General features: G+C 71.2%; 18 protein-coding genes. 12 read left to right on the top strand and 6 right to left on the bottom strand.

What is annotated here, in order from left to right; translation table 11 throughout:
* The first annotated feature begins 22 nt into the window (after positions 1-22).
* From AB5J54_RS17665 to AB5J54_RS17650, 4 genes are all read left to right on the top strand, one after another.
* Entirely contained in the window at positions 23-232 is a 210-nt protein-coding gene (locus tag AB5J54_RS17665; protein WP_015034391.1) for a helix-turn-helix domain-containing protein, read from the top strand.
* Between the two features lie 163 nt (positions 233-395).
* On the top strand, positions 396-494 hold the full coding sequence (locus tag AB5J54_RS17660; RefSeq protein ID WP_003948845.1) for an AURKAIP1/COX24 domain-containing protein: 99 nt from the start codon (positions 396-398) through the stop codon (positions 492-494).
* 138 nt (positions 495-632) lie between these two features.
* On the top strand, positions 633-1691 hold the full coding sequence (locus tag AB5J54_RS17655) for an NAD-dependent epimerase/dehydratase family protein (RefSeq protein WP_369144870.1): 1059 nt from the start codon (positions 633-635) through the stop codon (positions 1689-1691).
* A gap of 15 nt (positions 1692-1706) precedes the next feature.
* Complete coding sequence (locus AB5J54_RS17650; protein ID WP_369144869.1) at positions 1707-2786, top strand: 1-acyl-sn-glycerol-3-phosphate acyltransferase; 1080 nt, start codon at positions 1707-1709, stop codon at positions 2784-2786.
* A gap of 55 nt (positions 2787-2841) precedes the next feature.
* Here the strand turns inward: AB5J54_RS17650 and AB5J54_RS17645 are convergent, their stop codons facing one another.
* The 3 genes from AB5J54_RS17645 to AB5J54_RS17635 all read right to left on the bottom strand — a co-directional run bounded on the left by AB5J54_RS17645 (position 2842) and on the right by AB5J54_RS17635 (position 6553).
* Positions 2842-4083 carry a DUF5667 domain-containing protein gene (locus AB5J54_RS17645; protein ID WP_369144868.1) on the bottom strand — a complete coding sequence of 414 codons (1242 nt, stop codon included), beginning with the start codon at positions 4081-4083 and terminating at the stop codon, positions 2842-2844.
* A 298-nt stretch (positions 4084-4381) separates the two neighbouring features.
* Positions 4382-5173: an ECF subfamily RNA polymerase sigma factor, BldN family gene (locus AB5J54_RS17640; RefSeq protein ID WP_351188926.1), complete on the bottom strand. Its 792-nt coding sequence runs from the start codon at positions 5171-5173 to the stop codon at positions 4382-4384.
* Between the two features lie 432 nt (positions 5174-5605).
* Positions 5606-6553: an HAD family hydrolase gene (locus AB5J54_RS17635; protein WP_369144867.1), complete on the bottom strand. Its 948-nt coding sequence runs from the start codon at positions 6551-6553 to the stop codon at positions 5606-5608.
* A 94-nt stretch (positions 6554-6647) separates the two neighbouring features.
* On the opposite strand from AB5J54_RS17635, the gene AB5J54_RS17630 reads away from it, so the two are divergent.
* The 6 genes from AB5J54_RS17630 to hemB all read left to right on the top strand — a co-directional run bounded on the left by AB5J54_RS17630 (position 6648) and on the right by hemB (position 13367).
* Positions 6648-6944: a glutaredoxin family protein gene (locus AB5J54_RS17630; protein ID WP_369144866.1), complete on the top strand. Its 297-nt coding sequence runs from the start codon at positions 6648-6650 to the stop codon at positions 6942-6944.
* 272 nt (positions 6945-7216) lie between these two features.
* Entirely contained in the window at positions 7217-8023 is an 807-nt protein-coding gene (locus tag AB5J54_RS17625) for a redox-sensing transcriptional repressor Rex (protein ID WP_369144865.1), read from the top strand.
* Positions 8020-9378 (top strand): glutamyl-tRNA reductase, encoded by a 1359-nt coding sequence (locus tag AB5J54_RS17620; protein WP_369144864.1) that lies wholly within the window; start codon positions 8020-8022, stop codon positions 9376-9378. Before AB5J54_RS17625 ends, AB5J54_RS17620 begins: the two co-directional genes overlap by 4 nt.
* Positions 9375-10361 (top strand): hydroxymethylbilane synthase, encoded by a 987-nt coding sequence (hemC, locus tag AB5J54_RS17615; protein WP_369144863.1) that lies wholly within the window; start codon positions 9375-9377, stop codon positions 10359-10361. Before AB5J54_RS17620 ends, hemC begins: the two co-directional genes overlap by 4 nt.
* Positions 10358-12028, top strand: a complete 1671-nt coding sequence (locus tag AB5J54_RS17610; RefSeq protein ID WP_369144862.1) for a uroporphyrinogen-III synthase — start codon at positions 10358-10360, stop codon at positions 12026-12028. Before hemC ends, AB5J54_RS17610 begins: the two co-directional genes overlap by 4 nt.
* A gap of 334 nt (positions 12029-12362) precedes the next feature.
* Positions 12363-13367 carry a porphobilinogen synthase gene (gene hemB / locus AB5J54_RS17605; protein WP_369144861.1) on the top strand — a complete coding sequence of 335 codons (1005 nt, stop codon included), beginning with the start codon at positions 12363-12365 and terminating at the stop codon, positions 13365-13367.
* A gap of 6 nt (positions 13368-13373) precedes the next feature.
* On the opposite strand, the gene AB5J54_RS17600 is transcribed toward hemB, so the two are convergent.
* Positions 13374-14156: a DUF4253 domain-containing protein gene (locus AB5J54_RS17600; RefSeq protein WP_369144860.1), complete on the bottom strand. Its 783-nt coding sequence runs from the start codon at positions 14154-14156 to the stop codon at positions 13374-13376.
* A 105-nt stretch (positions 14157-14261) separates the two neighbouring features.
* On the opposite strand from AB5J54_RS17600, the gene AB5J54_RS17595 reads away from it, so the two are divergent.
* A complete protein-coding gene (locus tag AB5J54_RS17595; protein ID WP_116165466.1) occupies positions 14262-14531 on the top strand; it encodes a DUF1876 domain-containing protein in 270 nt (89 codons plus the stop codon).
* 66 nt (positions 14532-14597) lie between these two features.
* Here AB5J54_RS17595 and argS read toward each other — a convergent pair whose 3' ends face one another.
* Complete coding sequence (argS, locus tag AB5J54_RS17590) at positions 14598-16358, bottom strand: arginine--tRNA ligase (protein ID WP_369144859.1); 1761 nt, start codon at positions 16356-16358, stop codon at positions 14598-14600.
* Between the two features lie 173 nt (positions 16359-16531).
* Here argS and lysS point away from each other — a divergent pair, with 173 nt between their 5' ends.
* The gene (gene lysS / locus AB5J54_RS17585; protein ID WP_369144858.1) at positions 16532-18253 is read left to right on the top strand and encodes a lysine--tRNA ligase; all 1722 of its coding nucleotides are present in this window, start codon (positions 16532-16534) and stop codon (positions 18251-18253) included.
* Positions 18254-18313: 60 nt separating this feature from the next.
* Here the strand turns inward: lysS and AB5J54_RS17580 are convergent, their stop codons facing one another.
* Entirely contained in the window at positions 18314-19639 is a 1326-nt protein-coding gene (locus tag AB5J54_RS17580; RefSeq protein WP_369144857.1) for a DUF2637 domain-containing protein, read from the bottom strand.
* Between the last annotated feature and the right edge of the window lie 80 nt (positions 19640-19719).

The raw sequence follows: 19719 nt of genomic DNA, 5'->3' as shown, positions 1-19719 counted from the left end.
CGGCGGAAGGTACAGGTGGGTCATGGCTGCTGGCGAACGACCTCTCAACGAGGTCAAGTTTCTGACCGTGGCGGAAGTCGCCTCGGTGATGCGCGTCTCGAAGATGACCGTGTACCGCTTGGTGCACAGCGGTCATCTGCCGGCGATCCGGGTGGGCAGGTCCTTCCGGGTGCCGGAACAGGCCGTTCACGAGTACCTGCGGGAGTCCTTCGTGGGGGTGGGGACCGCGTAGCGAGCGCGCGGCCGAACAGCTGGTGAGCGGAGTCCGGCCCTCGGATTACTTGCGCGGTGCTCGGGACGGTAGGCTAGGCCGACGTAGGTCGTGTGGGCCCAGACGCCCCGCACCGATCCCCGCCGGGAGGCGGGGATGTTCCGAGAAGTGAGCGAGGGTAGTCGTGGGCTCTGTTATCAAGAAGCGGCGCAAGCGGATGGCGAAGAAGAAGCACCGCAAGCTGCTCAAGCGCACGCGCGTTCAGCGTCGCAACAAGAAGTAAGGCGACAGCTGCTTCGCAGCGTTCGTGCGTCAGGCGTGGCCCTTCACCGTTCGCGGTGGAGGGCCACGCTTTTATCCCGTGGAAATGTCGAGGCGCTACGGTGTCGACCAACGGGAGTGACGGACGGAAGGCGCTGCTTTGGGCAAGGTCGTGCTCGTCACCGGTGCCGCCCGGCATCTGGGCGGCCGCTTCGTGCGGCGGATCCAGCGGGACCCGGAGGTGGAGCGGGTGATCGCCGTGGACGCGGTCGACCCCGCGCACCAGCTCGGCGCCGCCGAGTTCGTACGGGCGGACATCCGCCGGCCGGAGATCGCCAAGGTCCTCGCCGAGCACGACGTCGACACGGTGGTCCATCTGGACGTCACCGGTACGGCGCTCGGCGGCGGCGGCCGGACGTCGGTCAAGGAGACCAACGTCATCGGCACCATGCAGCTGCTCGGCGCCTGCCAGAAGTCGCCGCGGATCCGGCGCCTGGTGATCAAGTCCAGTACGAGCGTCTACGGCTCCGCGCCCCGGGACCCGGCCGTCTTCACCGAGACGACGCCCGCGAAGTCCCTGCCGAGCGGCGGTTTCGCGAAGGACGCCGTCGAGGTCGAGGGGTACGTCCGGGGCTTCGCCCGGCGCCGGCCGGACGTGGCGGTGTGCGTGCTGCGGTTCGCGAACATCCTCGGGCCCCGGATCGACTCCCCGCTCGCCGAGTACCTGGCGCTGCCGGTGCTGCCGACCGTCCTCGGTTACGACCCGCGGCTGCAGTTCGTCCACGAGGACGACGTGATCGACGTCCTGCGCCTGGCGGCGCACGAACCCCGCAGGGCGACCCAGAACAGCGGCACGTTCAACGTGGCCGGGGACGGGGTGCTGCTGCTCTCCCAGTGCGCGCGGCGCCTCGGGCGGCCGACGGTGCCGGTGCTGCTGCCCGCGGTCACCTGGGTGGGCACCGCCCTCCGTACGGTCGGGATCACCGACTTCGCGCCCGAGCAGATCCGGCTGCTCACCCACGGCCGGGTCGTCTCGACCGTCCAGACGCGGGAGGTCTTCGGCTTCTCGCCGCGCTACTCGACCGCGGAGGCGCTCGCGGACTTCGCGCGGGGGCGGGGACCGGGGCTGCTGCCGCCCGAGCTGCTCGCCGGGGCGGTGGACCGGCTCGCCGGGCGGCTCGGCACCACTGACGCTTCCACCCTTCACCACGGCGCCTGAGGAGACCCGACTGCGATGGCGGACGCCAAGGTCATTCCGTTCGACGACGACCGCTCACGGGCCCGCCGGCGGCCCGCCAGGGCCGAGGGCGAGGCGGCGGCCGTACGGGCCCTGCCGGGGGCCAAGGAGGCCCCGGGGGAGCCGGAAGCGCCAGGGGGGCCTGAGGCCTCCGCCGTGGCTTCTCCGGCCCCGTCCCGGGCCCCGTCCCCGGCCGAGTCCCCGGCCGGGGAGCCGGAGCCCGCGGGGAGTGGGAGGAGCGGCTGGGAGCGGCGGCTCGCAGGTGGGCTCGCGTTCCTCCGGCGGCGGGTCACCGGCGCGTACGAGGTCGACGAGTTCGGCTACGACGAGGAGCTCACCGACCAGGTCCTGATGTCGCTGCTCCGCCCGCTGTACGAGAAGTACTTCCGGGTGGAGGTGAAGGGCGTCGAGAACATCCCGGCCGAGGGCGGGGCGCTGATCGTCGCCAACCACTCCGGGACCCTGCCGCTGGACGGGCTGATGATGCAGGTCGCCGTCCATGACCACCATCCGGCCGGGCGGCACCTGCGGCTGCTCGCGGCGGATCTGGTCTTCGTGCTGCCCGTCGTCAACGAGCTGGCCCGCAAGGCGGGGCACACGCTGGCCTGTGCGGAGGACGCGGAGCGGCTGCTGCGGGCCGGCGAGATCGTCGGGGTGATGCCGGAGGGCTTCAAGGGGATCGGGAAGCCGTTCGGGGAGCGGTACAAGCTGCAGCGGTTCGGGCGGGGCGGGTTCGTCTCGACGGCGCTGCGGGCCGGGGTGCCGATCGTGCCGTGCTCGATCGTGGGCGCGGAGGAGATATACCCGATGCTCGGGAACGCGAAGACCCTGGCGCGGGTGCTGGGGTTCCCGTACTTCCCGCTCACCCCGACCTTCCCGTGGCTGGGGCCGCTGGGGGCGCTGCCGCTGCCGACGAAGTGGACGATCCAGTTCGGCGAGCCGATTCCGACGGACTCGTTCGCGCCGGAGGCGGCGGAGGACCCGATGCTGATGTTCAACCTGACGGATCAGGTGCGGGAGCAGATCCAGCACACGCTCTACAAGTTGCTGGTGCAGCGGCGCTCGGTGTTCTTCTGAGCGGTGGTACGGAAGAAGGGGCGCCCCCCGTCCGTGGGGGCGCCCCTTCTTCTTGCTAGCGAGCGTCCTCGCTGTCGATGCCGAGGCCCGGAAGGAGGCCCGGCAGGAGTGGCGGAAGGGTCACGTCCGGCATGTCCGGGGTCGACTGGCCTTCCGTGGGGGCCGTCGGTGTGCCGGTCGGGGAGGGCTTGAGCAGTCCGCCGGCGCTGCCGCCGAGCAGTCCGTCGTCCTCCGTCGAGCCGGAGCCGCTGGACGTGCTCGGGCTGGTTCCCGTGCTGGGCCCGGAGGAGTGGGCGGGGGCGGAGTGGCTGCCCGAGGGGGACGTCTCCTGGCCGGACGGCGGACTCTGGGTGTCCGTGCCCTGGGTGTCCTGCGGGGTGCCGGGCCTGTTGCGCGGTCCCTCGGAGCCGACCGCGCCCTTCTGGGGGGTGCGGGGGAGCACCGACTGGAGCGGCTCGACCTCTTCGTCTATGGCGTCGAAGACGTCCGTCACCTCGCTGCCGACGTCCGCCAGTTGTACGGGGAGCCGGTCGCGGAGGCCGTTCCAGGTGGCCCGGTGGGCCTGGGCGAAGGAGTTGAGCCGGGCCATCGGGCCGATCTCGCCGTCCCGCTCGTACGCCTCGCGCAACAGCCGGTGGCCCTCGGAGGCGTCGTGCTTCATGCCGCCCAGGACCCGGCGGATCTCGGCGAGGGACTCGTGGTCGAGCTCGCCGGCGCGGCCGCGCTCCATGAGCCGTCGGGCCTCGCTGAGGCGGGTGGAGGCCTGGTCGAGGTAGATGCCGCCGCGGTCCGCGTCGTCGTCCGCCATGCCCAGCTTGATGTCCTCCATGCCCCGCTTGAGTCCGTAGAGCGAGTCACCGGGGAGGGCGTCGGAACTGGCAGCGGCCACTCCGCCGAAGGCGCCCGCCGCCACACCGACCGTGAGGCCGCCGGCGGCGAGGCCCTTGGTCCAGCGGGACCGGGGCCGCAGTCTGCGGAGTGGGGATGCCCGGTGGGCTCCCTTGCCGGTGGATGTCCGCTGCTCCGGCACCGTAGGGCCCGCGGAGGCGCTCCCCTCCATGAGCATCGCTTCCATGGCGGCGACGAGCTGGGCTCGCTGCACCACCTTGACCTCGGGGTCGAACTGTGGCTTCGGCAGTTCGCCCAGGCCGTTCGCCAAGGCCAACAGCCGCCCCTGTTCCGCGGGTTCGGCCGGTTCCGCCGGGGCCTCGGGCTGCTCGGCCGCCGCGTCCTCGGACGCCCGGTCCTCCAGGGCCTGGGCGAAGGCGTTCGCCCGCCGGTGCACGTTCGCGATCACTGGCGGCACCTCCTCTCGTCATGACGGTCGACTCCCCGGGGTGTCCGGAAGGTTGCACACCTTGAGCACATCCACACGAAAGAGTGAGTGGCTGTGGACATGGCGTGACCACAGGGAGCCTGCATCCCGCACAACGAGCGGCGCGGCACTTGGGTTACGCGCGAAAGATGATCGGACCAGTGCGTCATCGAGTCGTCACCGACTGTGAGTTGGGCGGGGGTAGTGGGGACGTGGGGGGAGGGGTGGGCATGGGGGCGCGGACCGGGGCAAGGGGGCGCGTGTGGGGGGCGCGGAGCGGTCAGCGGGCGTCGTCCGGAAGGAGGCGGGCCAGGGTGCGGACGGCCCGGTACTGGAGGGTCTTGATCGCACCCTCGTTCTTGCCCATGACCCGGGCGGTCTCGGCGACCGAGAGGCCCTGCAGGAAGCGCAGGGTCACGCACTCCTGCTGCTGGGGGTTGAGGCGGCGGACGGCGTCGAGGAGCGCGGCGTTGGAGAGGGACTCCAGGACGGAGTCCTCGGGGCTGCGCTCGACCTCGTTGGCGTCGAGCATCTCGCCGGTGGTGACTTCCAGGCGGAAGCGGCTGGACTTGAAGTGGTCCGCGACCAGGTTCCGCGCAATGGTGACCAGCCAGGCGCCGAAGTCGCGGCCCTGCCAGGTGAAGGTGGAGATCCGGCGCAGGGCGCGCAGGAAGGTCTCGCTGGTGAGGTCCTCGGCCGTCGCCTTCCCGCCGACGCGGTAGTAGATGTAGCGGTACACCGTGTCGCTGTACTGGTCGTACAGGCGGCCGAAGGCCTCGGCCTCGCCCGCCTGGGCGCGCTCGACCAGGTCCATCATGCGGGCGCTGTCGCTGTCGGCGGTGGGGCGGCGTGCGGTGGTCGAGGTTCCGGAGCCGGAGCGTGCGCCCCGTCTGCTCACGGCGGCGCCGCCGTCGGCCAGGGCGTAGCAAGGGCCGGCGGGTGCCGGTGCGGCGAAGGCGAAGGCGGGGACAGGGCCGGCGTACGCGGTGGGGACGAAGCCGCGCAAGTGGTCGAGGACCGTTGCGCGCAGCGTAGCCAGGCCCGAGGTGTCAACCCCGACGTGTGGGTACACGGGACTCCCAGAGGCAGAGCTTCCATCACGTGCAGTGCGGGACCGTTCACCCGTCGTGGCGACGTGAGGGGTCCTTTGTGCGTCTGAGGAGAATAACGCTTCGTACAGGCAGCGCTACACCCAGTTGCTCAAATCACCGGTTACGTTGTTTCTGTTACTGGTTGTAGTCGCATCAAGTCGCAGTTCATGACTAGTTGTTGATCGGTTTGCTTCCGACTGTGACTACGTGCACGTTGCGTTGTGCTCAAGTGCGGGGCGGGTGAGTGAACCGGGCCGCTGCGGGGTAAGGAGGGCGGAATGCCCGCGAGTCGACCTGTGCGGTGCTGTTCGACCACGGACGGGTGAGCGCGCCTGGTCCGGGGTTGTCGCAGATGATCGCAGCCGAAACGTATCGGCAGGGCCCTCCTGGGAGGGGCGGCTTCCGTACCGGCGTCAGTGGCGGCGGCGGTGCAGGGCGACCGCGGCGGCCGTGCCGCCGGCCAGCGCGCCCAGGCCCGCGGCCGCGGGGATGCCGACCTTCGCGGCCTTCCGGCCGGTCCGGTAGTCGCGCAGCCGCCAGTCCCGGGCCTTGGCGTGCTTGCGGAGCTTGGTGTCCGGGTTGATCGCGTACGGGTGTCCCACCAGCGACAGCATCGGGATGTCGTTGTGCGAGTCGCTGTACGCGGCGCAGCGGCCCAGGTCGAGGCCCTCGGCGGCGGCGAGAGCCCGTACCGCCTCGGCCTTCGCCGGTCCGTGCAGGGGCTCGCCGACCAGCTTGCCCGTGTAGACGCCGTCGACCGACTCGGCGACCGTGCCGAGCGCGCCGGTCAGGCCGAGCCGGCGGGCGATGATCGTGGCCGTCTCCACCGGGGCGGCCGTGACCAGCCAGACCTTCTGGCCCGCGTCCAGGTGCGCCTGGGCGAGGCCGCGGGTCCCGGGCCAGATGCGGTCGGCCATGTACTCGTCGTAGATCTCCTCGCCGATCGACATCAGTTCGGAGACGCGGTGGCCCTTGACGATGGACAGGGCGCTGTCGCGGGCGTCCTGCATGTGCTCGGGGTCCTCGACGCCGGCGAGCCGGAACCAGGCCTGCTGCCAGGCGAAGCGCGCGAGTTCACGGCGCTGGAAGAACTTCCGCTTGTACAGGCCGCGGCCGAAGTGGAAGATCGCGGCGCCCTGCATCACGGTGTTGTCGAGGTCGAAGAAGGCGGCGGCCCGCACGTCCCCGACGACCGGGAACTCGGGCTCGGCGGCCTCGGATTCGGCGGCGGCGGACTCCTCGCGCTCCAGCTCCAGCTGGAGCGAGGACTTGCGCGCCGCCTCGGCGGCGGCCTCGCCTGCCAGGACGCTGCGCGCGGTGGCGGAGCGCCTACGGGGGGTGAGCCATCCCAGAGCGGCCATGTCGTTGAGCATAGCCAGTCTGTTCGGTACTTCCCGACTTGTGAGGATGCCGTGGTGTGAACAGTGGGGGGCTCCCCTGTTACCTGAGGCCAGAATGGACGCCATGTTCGGACGTACGAAGAAGAAGGACGCCGGCGCCAAGGGCGATCCCGCGTCGCGCACCGTGACGTTGATCGGCAAGCCGGGATGCCATCTCTGCGACGACGCACGCGCGGTGATCGAGGCCGTCTGCGCGGAGACCGGAGCATCCTGGGAGGAGAAGGACATCACCCGGGACGAGGAGCTCCACCGGGCGTACTGGGAGCAGATTCCCGTGGTCCTCGTCGACGGCGAGCAGCACACCTTCTGGCGCGTGGACGCCGGACGGCTCCGGCGCGAACTGGGTGCGTGACCGAAAGGCGGTTACCATCATGGACGTTTTGTTGGGTTTCGGGGGCGGCATCGTGAGGAGAGTGTGCGGCTTTGCCCCCTTCGGGATCTCAACGCACTGACACGCTCCGCGGTTCCGGGACGATACGAACCGGCCGCGTGACCCCGGTCACTTTGGGCAGACAAAACGGACACCATCTTTGTGCACGCGTTCACAAAGACATAGCCTGCATTCGACGGGGCGGTCTTGGGACATATGGCCGCCTGCAGCCCCGCTCATCCCGCAGGAGCACCGTGGCAACTGGCCGAACTCACCGACCGGCGACCCGTAGCCGAGGAATTCCCGAGGCCACCGTCGCCCGGCTTCCGCTGTATCTGCGCGCACTCACCGCGCTCTCGGAGCGTTCCGTACCCACGGTCTCCTCCGAGGAGCTCGCAGCCGCGGCGGGGGTCAACTCCGCGAAGCTGCGCAAGGACTTCAGCTACCTCGGCTCGTACGGCACCCGCGGTGTCGGCTACGACGTCGAGTACCTCGTCTACCAGATCTCCCGTGAGCTCGGGCTCACCCAGGACTGGCCCGTCGTCATCGTCGGCATCGGTAACCTCGGCGCCGCGCTCGCCGGCTACGGCGGCTTCGCCTCCCGAGGCTTCCGCGTCGCCGCGCTCATCGACGCCGACCCCGCCATGACCGGCAAGCCGGTCGCCGGGATCCCGGTCCAGCACAGCGACGACCTCGAGAAGATCATCAGCGAGGACGGCGTCTCCATCGGCGTCATCGCGACCCCGGCCGGCGTCGCCCAGCAGGTCTGCGACCGGCTCGTCGCCGCCGGAGTCACCTCCATCCTGAACTTCGCCCCGACCGTGCTCTCCGTGCCCGACGGCGTGGACGTGCGCAAGGTCGACCTCTCCATCGAGCTGCAGATCCTCGCCTTCCACGAGCAGCGCAAGGCCGGCGAGGAGCCGGGCGCCGAGGAGGGCCCCGACGCGGGCGCCGAGCCCGAGGCCGCCGCGGCCGTCGCGCCGCCGGCCCCCCGCGGCGCCACGGGCGGCACGGGCCGTAAGGGACCCGACGGGGACGTCCCCGCGGTGATGCCGGCATGAGCCTTCTCGTCGTCGGACTGAGCCACCGCAGCGCCCCGGTCTCCATCCTGGAGCGGGCCTCGCTGTCGGCGGACACCCAGGCCAAGCTCCTCCAGGACACCCTCGCCGCCGAACCGGCCGCCGAGGCCACCGTCCTGGCCACCTGCAACCGCATCGAGCTCTACGCCGACGTGGACAAGTTCCACGCCGGGGTCGCCGAGCTGTCCACGCTGCTCGCGCAGCACAGCGGCGTCGGCCTGGACGAGCTCACTCCTTATCTCTATGTGCACTACGAGGACCGGGCCGTCCACCACCTCTTCTCGGTGGCCTGCGGCCTGGACTCCATGGTCGTCGGCGAGGGCCAGATCCTCGGCCAGATCAAGGACACCCTCGCCCTCGGCCAGGACCTCCACACCGCGGGACGGCTCCTCAACGACCTGTTCCAGCAGGCCCTGAGGGTCGGCAAGCGCGCCCACAGCGAGACCGGGATCGACCGGGCCGGGCAGTCGCTCGTCACCTTCGGCCTGGAACAGCTCGCCCAGGACACCGACATCGAGACCTGGGCCAAGGGCAAGAAGGCCCTCGTCATCGGCGCCGGCTCGATGTCCTCGCTCGCCGCCGCCACCCTCGCGCGCTCCGGCGTCACCGAGATCGTCATCGCCAACCGCACCCTGGCCCGCGCCGAGCGGCTCGCGCAGATCCTCAACGAGCCCGGTGGTACCGGGGTCGCCGCACGCGCGGCCGAGATGGTTGCCGTCGGCGACGAACTGACACGTGCCGACGTCGTCGTCTCCTGCACCGGCGCCACCGGACTCGTCCTCACCGGCGAGGCCGTCGAGGACGCCGTACGCGGACGCCGCGAGGCCCCGCTCTTCCTCCTCGACCTCGCGATGCCCCGCGACATCGACGCCGCCGCCCACCGCATCCCCGGTGTCCGGCTCGTCGACATCGAGTCGCTCGCCGAGGCATCCGCCGACGCGCCCATGGCCGCCGACGTCGACCAGGTCCGGGGCATCGTCTCCGACGAGGTCGCCGCCTTCGGCGCCGCCCAGCGCGCCGCCCACATCACCCCGACCGTCGTCGCCCTGCGCACGATGGCCGCCGAGGTGGTCGCGGGCGAGGTCGCCCGCCTCGAAGGCCGCCTCCCCGGCCTCGACGACAAGCAGCGCGCCGAGATCACCCAGACCGTGCGCCGCGTCGTCGACAAGCTCCTGCACGCGCCGACCGTGCGGGTCAAGCAGCTGGCCAGCGAGCCCGGCGGCGCCGGGTACGCGGACGCGCTGCGGACACTCTTCGACCTCGACCCGGAGACGGTGGCTTCTGTCAGCCGGGCCGACCTGAATGACGCCGACGTCAAGAACCGAGGGCGAGTATGACCGAGAGGGCACTGAGGCTCGGGACCAGGCGCAGCAAGCTCGCCATGGCCCAGTCCGGGCACGTGGCCGACGCCGTCCGGCAGCTGACCGGCCGGCCCGTCGAGCTCGTGGAGATCACGACGTACGGGGACACCTCCCGGGAGCACCTGGCGCAGATCGGCGGCACCGGCGTCTTCGTCGCCGCGCTCCGCGACGCGCTGCTCGCCGGCGAGGTGGACTTCGCCGTGCACTCCCTGAAGGACCTGCCGACCGCACAGCACCCCGACCTGGTGCTGGCCGCGATCCCGCCGCGCGAGGACCCGCGCGACGTGCTGATCGCAGGAGCGGGCGTCACGCTCGACACGCTGCCCGCGGGCGCGCGCGTCGGCACCGGCTCCCCGCGGCGGATGGCCCAGCTCCACGCGTACGCACGCAACCACGGTCTGGACCTCACCTGCGTCCCCATCCGCGGCAACGTCGACACCCGCGTCGGCTACGTCCGCAAGGGCGAGCTGGACGCGGTCGTCCTGGCCGCGGCCGGACTCAACCGCATCGGCGGCACCGACGAGCTCCTCGGCGGCCTGACCGCCGAGCCGCTGTCCGTCGACACCGTCCTGCCCGCCCCCGGCCAGGGCGCCCTGGCCGTCGAATGCCTGGCGTCGAACACCGAACTCGTCGCCGCGCTCGCGCCGCTCGACGACCCGCACACGCGGGCCGCCGTGACCGCCGAGCGATCCCTGCTCGCCGCCCTGGAGGCCGGCTGCTCCGCACCCGTGGGTGCGCTGGCCGACCTGCTGGCCGACGACCCCGGTCACGGGCAGGTTGTCACCGAGATGCGCCTGCGCGGCGTCGTCGGCACCACCGACGGCACGACGCTGGTGCAGCTGTCCACCACCGGACCCGTACCCACCTCGCACGACGAGGCCCTGGCGCTCGGACGCGAACTCGCGGACGAGATGCTCGCCAAGGGTGCGGCCGGTCTTATGGGGGAGCGAGCACTTTGAGCCCCACCAGCCCGACCACCAGCCCCCTGTCCCCGGCCTTCGCGGGCCATGGGCACGTCACGTTCCTCGGCGCAGGCCCGGGCGACCCCGGACTCCTGACCCTCAGGGCCGTCGAGGCCCTCGCGGGCGCGGACGTCCTGATCGCCGAGCCGGAGGTGCTCGAGGTCGTTCGCGGCCATGCGCGCGCGGGGGTGAGCACGCCTGAGCTGACGGTCGTTGACGAGGCGTCAACAACCGTCGGAGTCCCCGTGTTGAGGGATGCCGCCAATCTTGTCATGGAGGCCGCGCGGGGCGGCAGGCGGGTCGTCCGTGCGGTGACCGGCGACCCCGGCCTCGACGGCAACGCCGGAGCCGAGATGCTCGCCTGCGCCGCCGAGGGCATCCCCTTCGAGGTCGTCCCCGGCGTCGCCACCGCCGTCGGCGTGCCCGCGTACGCCGGTGTGCCGCTGCGCGACGCCCAGGGCACCGACGTGCGCTTCGTCGACGCCCGCACCGCCGACGAGCGGTGCTGGACCGAGGTCGGTGCCTCGGACGGGACCGTCGTCGTCTCCACGTCCCTGGACTCGGTCGCCGCGGCGGCCGGTGAGCTGGTGGCGGCTGGCCGTAAGCCGGACACCCCGCTCACCGTCACCATCGCCGGTACGACGACCCGCCAGCGCACCTGGAACGCGACGCTCGGGACCATCGCCCAGGTCTTCAAGCAGGGCAAGGTCCTCCCCTCGCCCGAGGGCCACCGCCCGGTCATAGCCGTGGTCGGCGAGCGCAGCGCCCCGGCGCAGCGGGACCAGCTGTCGTGGTTCGAGTCGAAGCCGCTCTTCGGGTGGCGGGTCCTCGTGCCGCGCACCAAGGAGCAGGCCGCGTCGCTCTCCGACCAGCTGCGCTCGTACGGCGCGGTGCCGCACGAGGTGCCGACCATCGCCGTCGAGCCGCCGCGCACCCCGCAGCAGATGGAGCGGGCGGTCAAGGGGCTCGTCACCGGACGGTACGAGTGGATCGCCTTCACCTCGGTGAACGCGGTCAAGGCCGTACGGGAGAAGTTCGAGGAGTACGGGCTCGACGCCCGCGCCTTCGCCGGGATCAAGGTCGCGGCGGTGGGCGAGCAGACCGCGGCGGCGCTCGTCGACTTCGGTGTGAAGCCGGACCTCGTGCCCTCCGGTGAGCAGTCCGCGGCGGGCCTCCTCGAGGACTGGCCGCCGTACGACCCGGTCTTCGACCCGATCGACCGCGTCTTCCTGCCGCGCGCCGACATCGCGACCGAGACGCTGGTCGCCGGGCTCATCGAGCTCGGGTGGGAGGTCGACGACGTCACCGCCTACCGGACCGTACGGGCGTCGCCGCCGCCGGCGGACACGCGCGAGGCGATCAAGGGCGGCGGGTTCGACGCGGTGCTCTTCACGTCCTCTTCCACGGTGCGGAACCTGGTCGGTATCGCCGGCAAGCCGCACAACGTGACCGTGATCGCCTGTATCGGGCCCGCCACGGCCAAGACGGCCGAGGAGCACGGGCTCCGGGTCGACGTGCTCTCGCCCGAGCCGTCCGTCCACAAGCTCGCCGAGGCCCTCGCGGACTTCGGTCTGCGGCGGCGGGAGTCGGCGCTGGAGGCGGGGGATCCGGTGACGCGGCCGTCTGAGCGGCGGCCGGGGGCGCGGAGACGTCGGACGACGTAGCGGTTGCTTGGGGTGCGGGTCCGGTTCTCCGGGCCCGCACCCCGCTCGTTGTGGGCAATCGTTCCGCAGGGCGGAACGGGTGGGCACAACGGAACGGCGCCCCTACCGGCGCCAGAGGCTTCCGCGCCTGAACCGACACCACGTCGTGCGCCGCGCGGTCGGTGCGGGTCCAGGCTCGGAACGCGGAGGCGCCGCTGAGCGCGCCGTCCCGTGTGCCCACCCGTCCCGCCCCAGCGGGACGATTGCCCACACGGGTGCGAGGCACCGCCCAGCGGGGGTGTATGCCCACAACGTGTTGGTAAGGGCACTCGGTTCTCGGGCGTAGCCTCGGTTCATGAACTCGTACGGATCCTTTCCCGGGGCGCGGCCGCGGCGGCTGCGGACGACGCCCGTCATGCGCCGGATGGTCGCCGAGACGCGGCTGCATCCCGCCGACCTGATCCTGCCCGCGTTCGTGCGCGAGGGGATCACCGAGCCCGTCCCGATCCAGGCCATGCCCGGCGTCGTACAGCACACGCGGGACACCCTGCGGAAGGCCGCCGTGGAGGCGCTGGAGGCCGGGGTCTCCGGGATCATGCTCTTCGGCGTGCCCGAGGACGCCAAGAAGGACGCCGCCGGGACGGCCGGGACCGACCCCGACGGGATTCTGCAGGTCGCCATCCGCGACGTCCGTGCCGAGGTCGGCGACGAGCTCGTGATCATGTCGGACCTGTGTCTCGACGAGTTCACCGACCACGGCCACTGCGGCGTCCTCGACGCCGACGGCCGCGTCGACAACGACGCCACGCTGGAACGTTACGCCGAGATGGCCCAGGTCCAGGCCGACGCCGGCGTCCACGTCGTCGGCCCCTCCGGGATGATGGACGGCCAGGTCGGGGTCGTCCGTGACGCCCTGGACACCATCGGCAAGGAGGACGTGGCGATCCTCGCGTACACCGCGAAGTACTCCTCCGCCTTCTACGGCCCCTTCCGCGAGGCCGTCGGCTCCTCCCTCAAGGGCGACCGCAAGACCTACCAGCAGGACCCCGCCAACCTCCGCGAGTCGATGCGCGAGCTCGCGCTCGACCTGGAGGAAGGCGCCGACATGGTCATGGTCAAGCCCGCCGGGCCCTACCTCGACGTGCTCGCCAAGGTCGCCGACGCCGTGGACGTGCCCGTCGCCGCCTACCAGATCAGCGGCGAGTACTCCATGGTCGAGGCCGCCGCCGAGAAGGGCTGGATCGACCGCGACAAGGCCATCCTGGAGACCCTCACCGGCATCCGCCGCGCCGGCGCCCAGATGATCCTCACCTACTGGGCCACCGAGGTCGCCCAGAAGCTGTCCGCCGGTCGCCGCTAGCCGCGGCTAGTCCCACCAGAAGCTCCAGACCGGGACGTCCAGCAGCATCCCGCGCGCATAGTCGCGCAGGATGCTGTGCCTTCCCTGCGTGATGTTGTCCGGGCAGAACGCGAAGTGCTCCGCCGCCAACGCCTCGGCGTCCTCGACCGTCAGGGGCGGAGCCGCCACCGAGACCAGCAGTTGGCCGGGGGTGAGCGCCACGACCCGGGCACCGAAACGGTCCTCCCAGGAGCGCAGCACCGCGCACAACCGGGCCACGTCGTTCTCGTGGTTCAACGGCCCCGTCCAGCCGATGACCGCCGGTATGTCGGCACTGCGCCGCGCCGGGACCAGGGCCGGGCGGGCCTCCGCCAACCAGGTGCCCGGCTCCGTCAGCGCCTCGGCGACCTCGGCCGCCGCCCGGTCCGGGTCGCTGCCCGAGGGCTGCGCCGCAGCCAGGCCCGGCCAGCCCGCCGTGAACGGCGCGATGACCTCCTCCGAGGCCGCGCAGCCCTCCCAGAACTCGGCGAGCACCTCCTCGGCGTCGTGGTCCGCCGGGTCGCTCATCGCCCCGGGCGTCAGCTGCCCCTCGTCCAGGCCGCCCCCGCCCAACAGCACCGGCAGCAGCCCCGCCGTCCGCGCCGCCGGACGCAGCGCCGCCCACGCCGCGGGCCCCGCCGGGTCGTGCCCCGACCAGAAGTACGGAGCGTCCGCCGGGCCCGTGAGGGTGCCCGGCGGCAGGTCGAGGCCCAGGGAACGGCCGGTCGGATCGGACGCGAGCCTGGGCAGCTGGTTCGGGATCATCGCCATGATCAGAACGTACGGGGCACCACTGACAACGAGTGGTGGGGCGGCACTCCGCGGCGCACCCTGGAGAAGTAGCCGACAGGTACCTCGGTGGAGGTGGTCCTCATGATGCACACGCTTGTCGGATGGCATGTGGAGATGGAGTTCAAGGAAGAGGGTGACCGGACGCGGGCCGCGGCCATGGTCCGGCTCACCGACGGCACCGAGTTCCGGGCCCACGGCACCGCGAACCGGCACCCGTCCGATCCGGACCAGCTGCGCGTGGGCGAGGAGATCGCCGGCGCCCGGGCCCTGATGGATCTCGCCTCGCAGCTGCTCCAGAAGGCCCACAAGGAGATCGACGAGGTGTCCGGCCGGACCTCGCACGCCATTCGTTGACGACCCGGTGACGACGAAGCCCCCGGCACGGGGCTCCGTACCGGGGGCTTCGTCGTCTGCAGTCCGTCAGAGGCGCTCGGGCGTCCTGATGCCCAGCAGCGCCATGCCCTGGTGCAGCGTGCGGGCCGTGAGCTCGCACAGGAAGAGACGGTTCTCGACCTGCTCCGGGGTGTCCGCCTTCAGGACCGGGCACTCCGAGTAGAACGTCGTGTAGTGCGAGGCCAGCTGGTACAGGTACGCCGCCAGCTTGTGCGGCGCGTACTCCGCGGCCGTCTCGGCGATCAGCTCGCCGAAACCGTCCAGGTGCAGACCCAGCGCCCGCTCCGACGCCGCCAGGTCCAGCTCCCGGTGCGCGGCCGGCTTCGCGTCGCCCGCCTTCCGCAGGATCGACTGGATACGGGCGTACGCGTACTGCAGGTACACCGAGGTGTCGCCGTTCAGCGAGACCATCTGGTCCAGATCGAACTTGTAGTCACGCGCCGCCGACGTCGACAGGTCCGCGTACTTCACCGCGCCGATGCCCACCTGCGCACCACGCTCGGCGATCTCCGCCTCCGTGAGGTCCTGGGCCTTCTCGCGGACCACGGCCGAGGCCCGGTCGATCGCCTCGTCCAACAGATCCACCAGCCGGACCGTCTCGCCCTCACGGGTCTTGAACGGCTTGCCGTCCTTGCCCAGGACCGTGCCGAAGGCCAGCTGCACGGCCTTCACCTCGTCGTTCAGCCAGCCCGCCCGGCGGGCCGTCTCGAAGACCATCTTGAAGTGCAGCGACTGGCGGGCGTCCACCACGTACAGCAGGGACGTCGCCTTCAGGTTCTGCACCCGGTCCCGGATCGCCGACAGGTCCGTCGCCGCGTAACCGAAACCGCCGTCGGACTTCTGGACGATCAGCGGCACCGGGTTGCCGTCCGGGCCCTTCACATCGTCGAAGAACACGCACAGCGCACCCTCGGAGCGGACCGCGACGCCCGACTCCTCCAGGATGCGGCAGGTCTCCTGCAGCATGTCGTTGTAGCCGGACTCGCCGACGACGTCGCCGTCCCGGATGTCCATGTCCAGCTTGTCGAAGACCGAGTAGAAGTAGATCTTCGACTCGTCGACGAACCGCTGCCACAGCGCCAGCGTCTCCTCGTCGCCCGCCTGGAGGTCCACGACCCGGGCACGCGCCCGCGTCTTGAACTCCTCGTCGGAGTCGAACAGGGCCCGCGAGGCCTTGTACAGCCGGTTCAGGTTCGACATGGCCTCCTCGCCGGAGACCTCCGCCTCCGAGGAGTGGTCCAGCTCGTGCGGGTGCTCGATCAGGTACTGGATGAGCATGCCGAACTGGGTGCCCCAGTCGCCGATGTGGTGGCGCCGGACCACCGTCTCGCCCGTGAACTCCAGGATCTCGACCATCGCCGCGCCGATCACGGCCGACCGCAGGTGGCCGACGTGCATCTCCTTCGCCACGTTCGGCTGGGCGTAGTCGATGACCGTCGTGCCCGCCGACTCGTTGAACGGAACGCCCAGACGCGCGTCCGCCGCACGGGCCGCGAGGGTGTCGATGATCGCCGCGTCCGTCACCGTGATGTTCAGGAAGCCGGGGCCCGAGACCTCGATCTCCTTCAGCACGTCGTTCGCCGGAATCGCCTCGACGACCTTCGTCGCCAGCTCACGCGGATTGCCCTTGAGCTGCTTGGCCAGCGCCAGGATGCCGTTGGCCTGGAAGTCGGCCCGGTCGCTTCGTCGCAGCAGCGGGTCGGCGGACGCGGCGTCCGGCAGAGCCGCCGAGAGGCCGTCCGCGAGGCGCTGCTGCACGGTCGAAGCGAGGGAAGGGACCGAGGCCATGAGCTTCCGTTCCTGTTGAGTCCGTCAGGTCTAATTCGCTTGTCAAGTGTCCCATGGCGGCGCAACGTGATTTCCCCGCCTGTGGACAACCTCGGAGAGTCTCGTTCCGTCTGGGAGAATGGCTCACGTAGGGCTGTCAGGCAGAACCCCTCAGGAAGAAGGACGTACCGACCGTGGCTCAGAGCAGCACCGAGACCGACTGGGTCTCCCGTTTCGCGGACGAGGTCATCGCCGAGTCGGAGCGACGTGCGCCTGGCAAACCGGTCGTCGTCGCCTCCGGCCTCTCCCCGTCCGGCCCCATCCACCTCGGCAACCTCCGCGAGGTCATGACCCCGCACCTGGTCGCCGACGAGATCCGCCGCCGCGGGTACGAGGTCCGGCACCTCATCTCCTGGGACGACTACGACCGCTACCGCAAGGTGCCCAACGGCATCGAGGGCATCGACGCGTCCTGGGCCGAGCACATCGGCAAGCCGCTGACCTCCGTCCCGGCCCCCGCCGGCTCGCCCCACCCCAACTGGGCCGAGCACTTCAAGGCCGCCATGGTCGAGTCGCTCGCCGAGCTGGGCGTCGAGTACGACCCGATCAGCCAGACCGAGCAGTACACGGCCGGCACCTACCGCGAGCAGATCCTGCACGCGATGAAGCACCGCGGCGACATCGACGCCATCCTCGACCAGTACCGGACGAAGAAGGCCCCCAAGAAGCAGTCCCAGAAGCCCGTCGACGAGGCCGAGCTGGAGGCCGAGGAGGGCTCCGGCGCCGCCGCCGAGGACGACGGCTCCGGCGGCGCCTCCGGCTACTTCCCGTACAAGCCGTACTGCGGGCAGTGCGAGAAGGACCTGACGACGGTCACCTCGTACGACGACGAGACCACCGAGCTCGCCTACACCTGCACCAACTGCGGCTTCGCCGAGACCGTCAAGCTCAGCGAGTTCAACCGCGGCAAGCTGGTCTGGAAGGTCGACTGGCCCATGCGCTGGGCCTACGAGGGCGTCATCTTCGAGCCCTCCGGCGTCGACCACTCCTCGCCCGGCTCGTCGTTCCAGGTCGGCGGCCAGATCGTCCGCATCTTCGACGGCGTCCAGCCCATCGGCCCCATGTACGCCTTCGTGGGCATCAGCGGCATGGCCAAGATGTCCTCCTCGAAGGGCGGCGTGCCCACCGCGGCCGACGCACTGAAGATCATGGAGCCCCAGCTCCTGCGCTGGCTCTACGCCCGCCGCAGGCCCAACCAGTCCTTCAAGATCGCCTTCGACCAGGAGATCCAGCGGCTCTACGACGAGTGGGACAAGCTGGAGGCCAAGGTCGCCGACGGCTCCGTCCTGCCCGCGGACGCGGCGGCGCACTCGCGTGCCGCCCGCACCGCCGCCGGAGAGCTGCCCCGCACCCCGCGCCCCCTCCCGTACCGCACGCTCGCCTCGGTCATGGACATCACCGCCGGCCACGACGAGCAGACCCTGCGGATCCTGACCGAACTCGACCCCGAGAACCCCGTCACCACCCTCGACGAGGTCCGGCCCCGCCTCGACCGCGCCGAGAACTGGATCACCAACCAGGTCCCGGCCGACCAGCGCACCATCGTCCGCGACGAGCCCGACACCGAACTCCTCGGCTCCCTCGACGACGAAGGCCGCGAATCGCTCCGCCTCCTCCTGGAGGGCCTCGACACCCACTGGTCGCTCGACGGGCTCACCACCCTCGTCTACGGCGTCCCGAAGGTCATGGCCGGCCTCGACCCCGAGGCGAAGCCCACGCCCGAGCTCAAGCTCGCCCAGCGCGCGTTCTTCGCCCTGCTCTACAAGCTCCTCGTCAGCCGCGAGACCGGCCCGCGTCTGCCGACGCTGCTGCTCGCGGTGGGCGCGGAGCGAGTCAGGAAGCTGCTCGGCGCCTGACGCAGTGAAAAGGGGCCGCCACCCGGATCCATCCGGGTGGCGGCCCCTTTCGCGTACGTCCTACGGGGTGTCCACGTCGGCCCTCGCCTGCTGGACCCGCTGCTGCGCGGCCGGCACCGCCTGCCGCAGCAGATCGATGTCGGACGCCGGGAACTCCGGCAGGCCGTACTGCTCGGCCACCAGCCGCGCCAGCTCGGCCTCGGCCGGGAACCGCTCGTGCTCGAGCACGTACGAACCCATCACCTTGTAGACGACGTCCTCGAACTCGTCGTTCCGCGGCTCCGGCTCCTCCACGTACTCCGGGTACTCCACGAACTCCTCCGGACCCGCCGGGGGGACGTCCTCCGGCCCCTGCGGCACCGGGACCGGCATGGGCTCCAGGCCCTCCACGATCTGCGGGTTGTAGCTGCCCTCGTACGACTCCGGGGAGACCTGCGAGGCGTCGAACCAGTGGCTCTCGTGATTCACCGGCCCCGCCGCCCCCACCGGCCCCGCCGGGACCGGGGCCTGCACCTGGCCCGGCGCCTGCACCTGCGCCGGAACCTGTACCTGACCCGGCATCTGTACCTGGCCCGGCATCTGTACCTGGCCCGGAACCGGAACCTGTACCTGCGCCGGCAGCGCCGCCTGCTGGGGCTGCGCCAGCGCCACAGGCTGCGGCTGCGACGCCGACTGCGGATCCGCCGGCAGAACCGCCGGCTCGATCCCCGCCGCCGCCAGACCCGCCGGAGACGTCTCCGCCAGCGGCACCCCGTACCGGGCGAGACGCAGCGGCATCAGCGCCTCCACCGGAGCCTTGCGCCGCCAGCCCCGCCCGTAACGGGCCTGCAGCCGCGCCTGGTAGATCAACCGCTCCTGCTCCAGCTTGATGACCTGCTCGTACGAACGCAGCTCCCACAGCTTCATCCGCCGCCACAACCGGAACGTCGGCACCGGCGACAGCAGCCAGCGGGTGATCCGCACACCCTCCATGTGCTTGTCCGCCGTGATGTCGGCGATCCGCCCCACCGCGTGCCGCGCGGCCTCCACCGCCACCACGAACAGCACCGGGATCACCGCGTGCATACCCACACCCAGCGGGTCCGGCCACGCCGCCGCGCCGTTGAACGCGATCGTCGCCGCGGTCAGCACCCAGGCCGTCTGACGCAGCAGCGGAAACGGGATCCGCAGCCAGGTCAGCAGCAGATCCAGAGCGAGCAGCACACAGATGCCCGCGTCGATGCCGATCGGGAAGAAGTACGAGAAGGTACCGAAGCCCTTCTGCAGAGCGAGCTCGCGCACGGCGGCGTACGAACCCGCGAAACCGATCCCCGCGATGATCAGCGCACCGCCGATGACGAGGCCGATGAGTATTCGGTGTGTGCGTGTCAGCTGCATCGCGGCCACCCGCGATCCCCTCCCGTCAATCGACATCCGGCGCGCACAGACTGGCACATGTGCGCGAAGCCCGGCCCCCGGGGGAGGGA

This window comes from Streptomyces sp. R44 (genome assembly GCF_041053105.1).
In the GTDB taxonomy this organism is placed as follows: domain Bacteria; phylum Actinomycetota; class Actinomycetes; order Streptomycetales; family Streptomycetaceae; genus Streptomyces.
The sequence above is the reverse complement of the archived record's forward strand: the minus strand, read 5'-3'. Positions and strand labels throughout refer to the sequence as shown.

Excerpts from the sequence above, each read along its gene's own strand:
- AB5J54_RS17665 (WP_015034391.1), top strand. The coding sequence starts at position 23 with ATGGCTGCTGGCGAACGACCTCTCAACGAGGTCAAGTTTCTGACCGTG.
- AB5J54_RS17650 (WP_369144869.1), top strand. The coding sequence starts at position 1,707 with ATGGCGGACGCCAAGGTCATTCCGTTCGACGACGACCGCTCACGGGCC.
- AB5J54_RS17635 (WP_369144867.1), bottom strand. The coding sequence starts at position 6,553 with ATGGCCGCTCTGGGATGGCTCACCCCCCGTAGGCGCTCCGCCACCGCG.
- AB5J54_RS17630 (WP_369144866.1), top strand. The coding sequence starts at position 6,648 with ATGGACGCCATGTTCGGACGTACGAAGAAGAAGGACGCCGGCGCCAAG.
- AB5J54_RS17620 (WP_369144864.1), top strand. The coding sequence starts at position 8,020 with ATGAGCCTTCTCGTCGTCGGACTGAGCCACCGCAGCGCCCCGGTCTCC.
- hemC (WP_369144863.1), top strand. The coding sequence starts at position 9,375 with ATGACCGAGAGGGCACTGAGGCTCGGGACCAGGCGCAGCAAGCTCGCC.
- hemB (WP_369144861.1), top strand. The coding sequence starts at position 12,363 with ATGAACTCGTACGGATCCTTTCCCGGGGCGCGGCCGCGGCGGCTGCGG.
- AB5J54_RS17600 (WP_369144860.1), bottom strand. The coding sequence starts at position 14,156 with ATGGCGATGATCCCGAACCAGCTGCCCAGGCTCGCGTCCGATCCGACC.
- AB5J54_RS17595 (WP_116165466.1), top strand. The coding sequence starts at position 14,262 with ATGCACACGCTTGTCGGATGGCATGTGGAGATGGAGTTCAAGGAAGAG.
- argS (WP_369144859.1), bottom strand. The coding sequence starts at position 16,358 with ATGGCCTCGGTCCCTTCCCTCGCTTCGACCGTGCAGCAGCGCCTCGCG.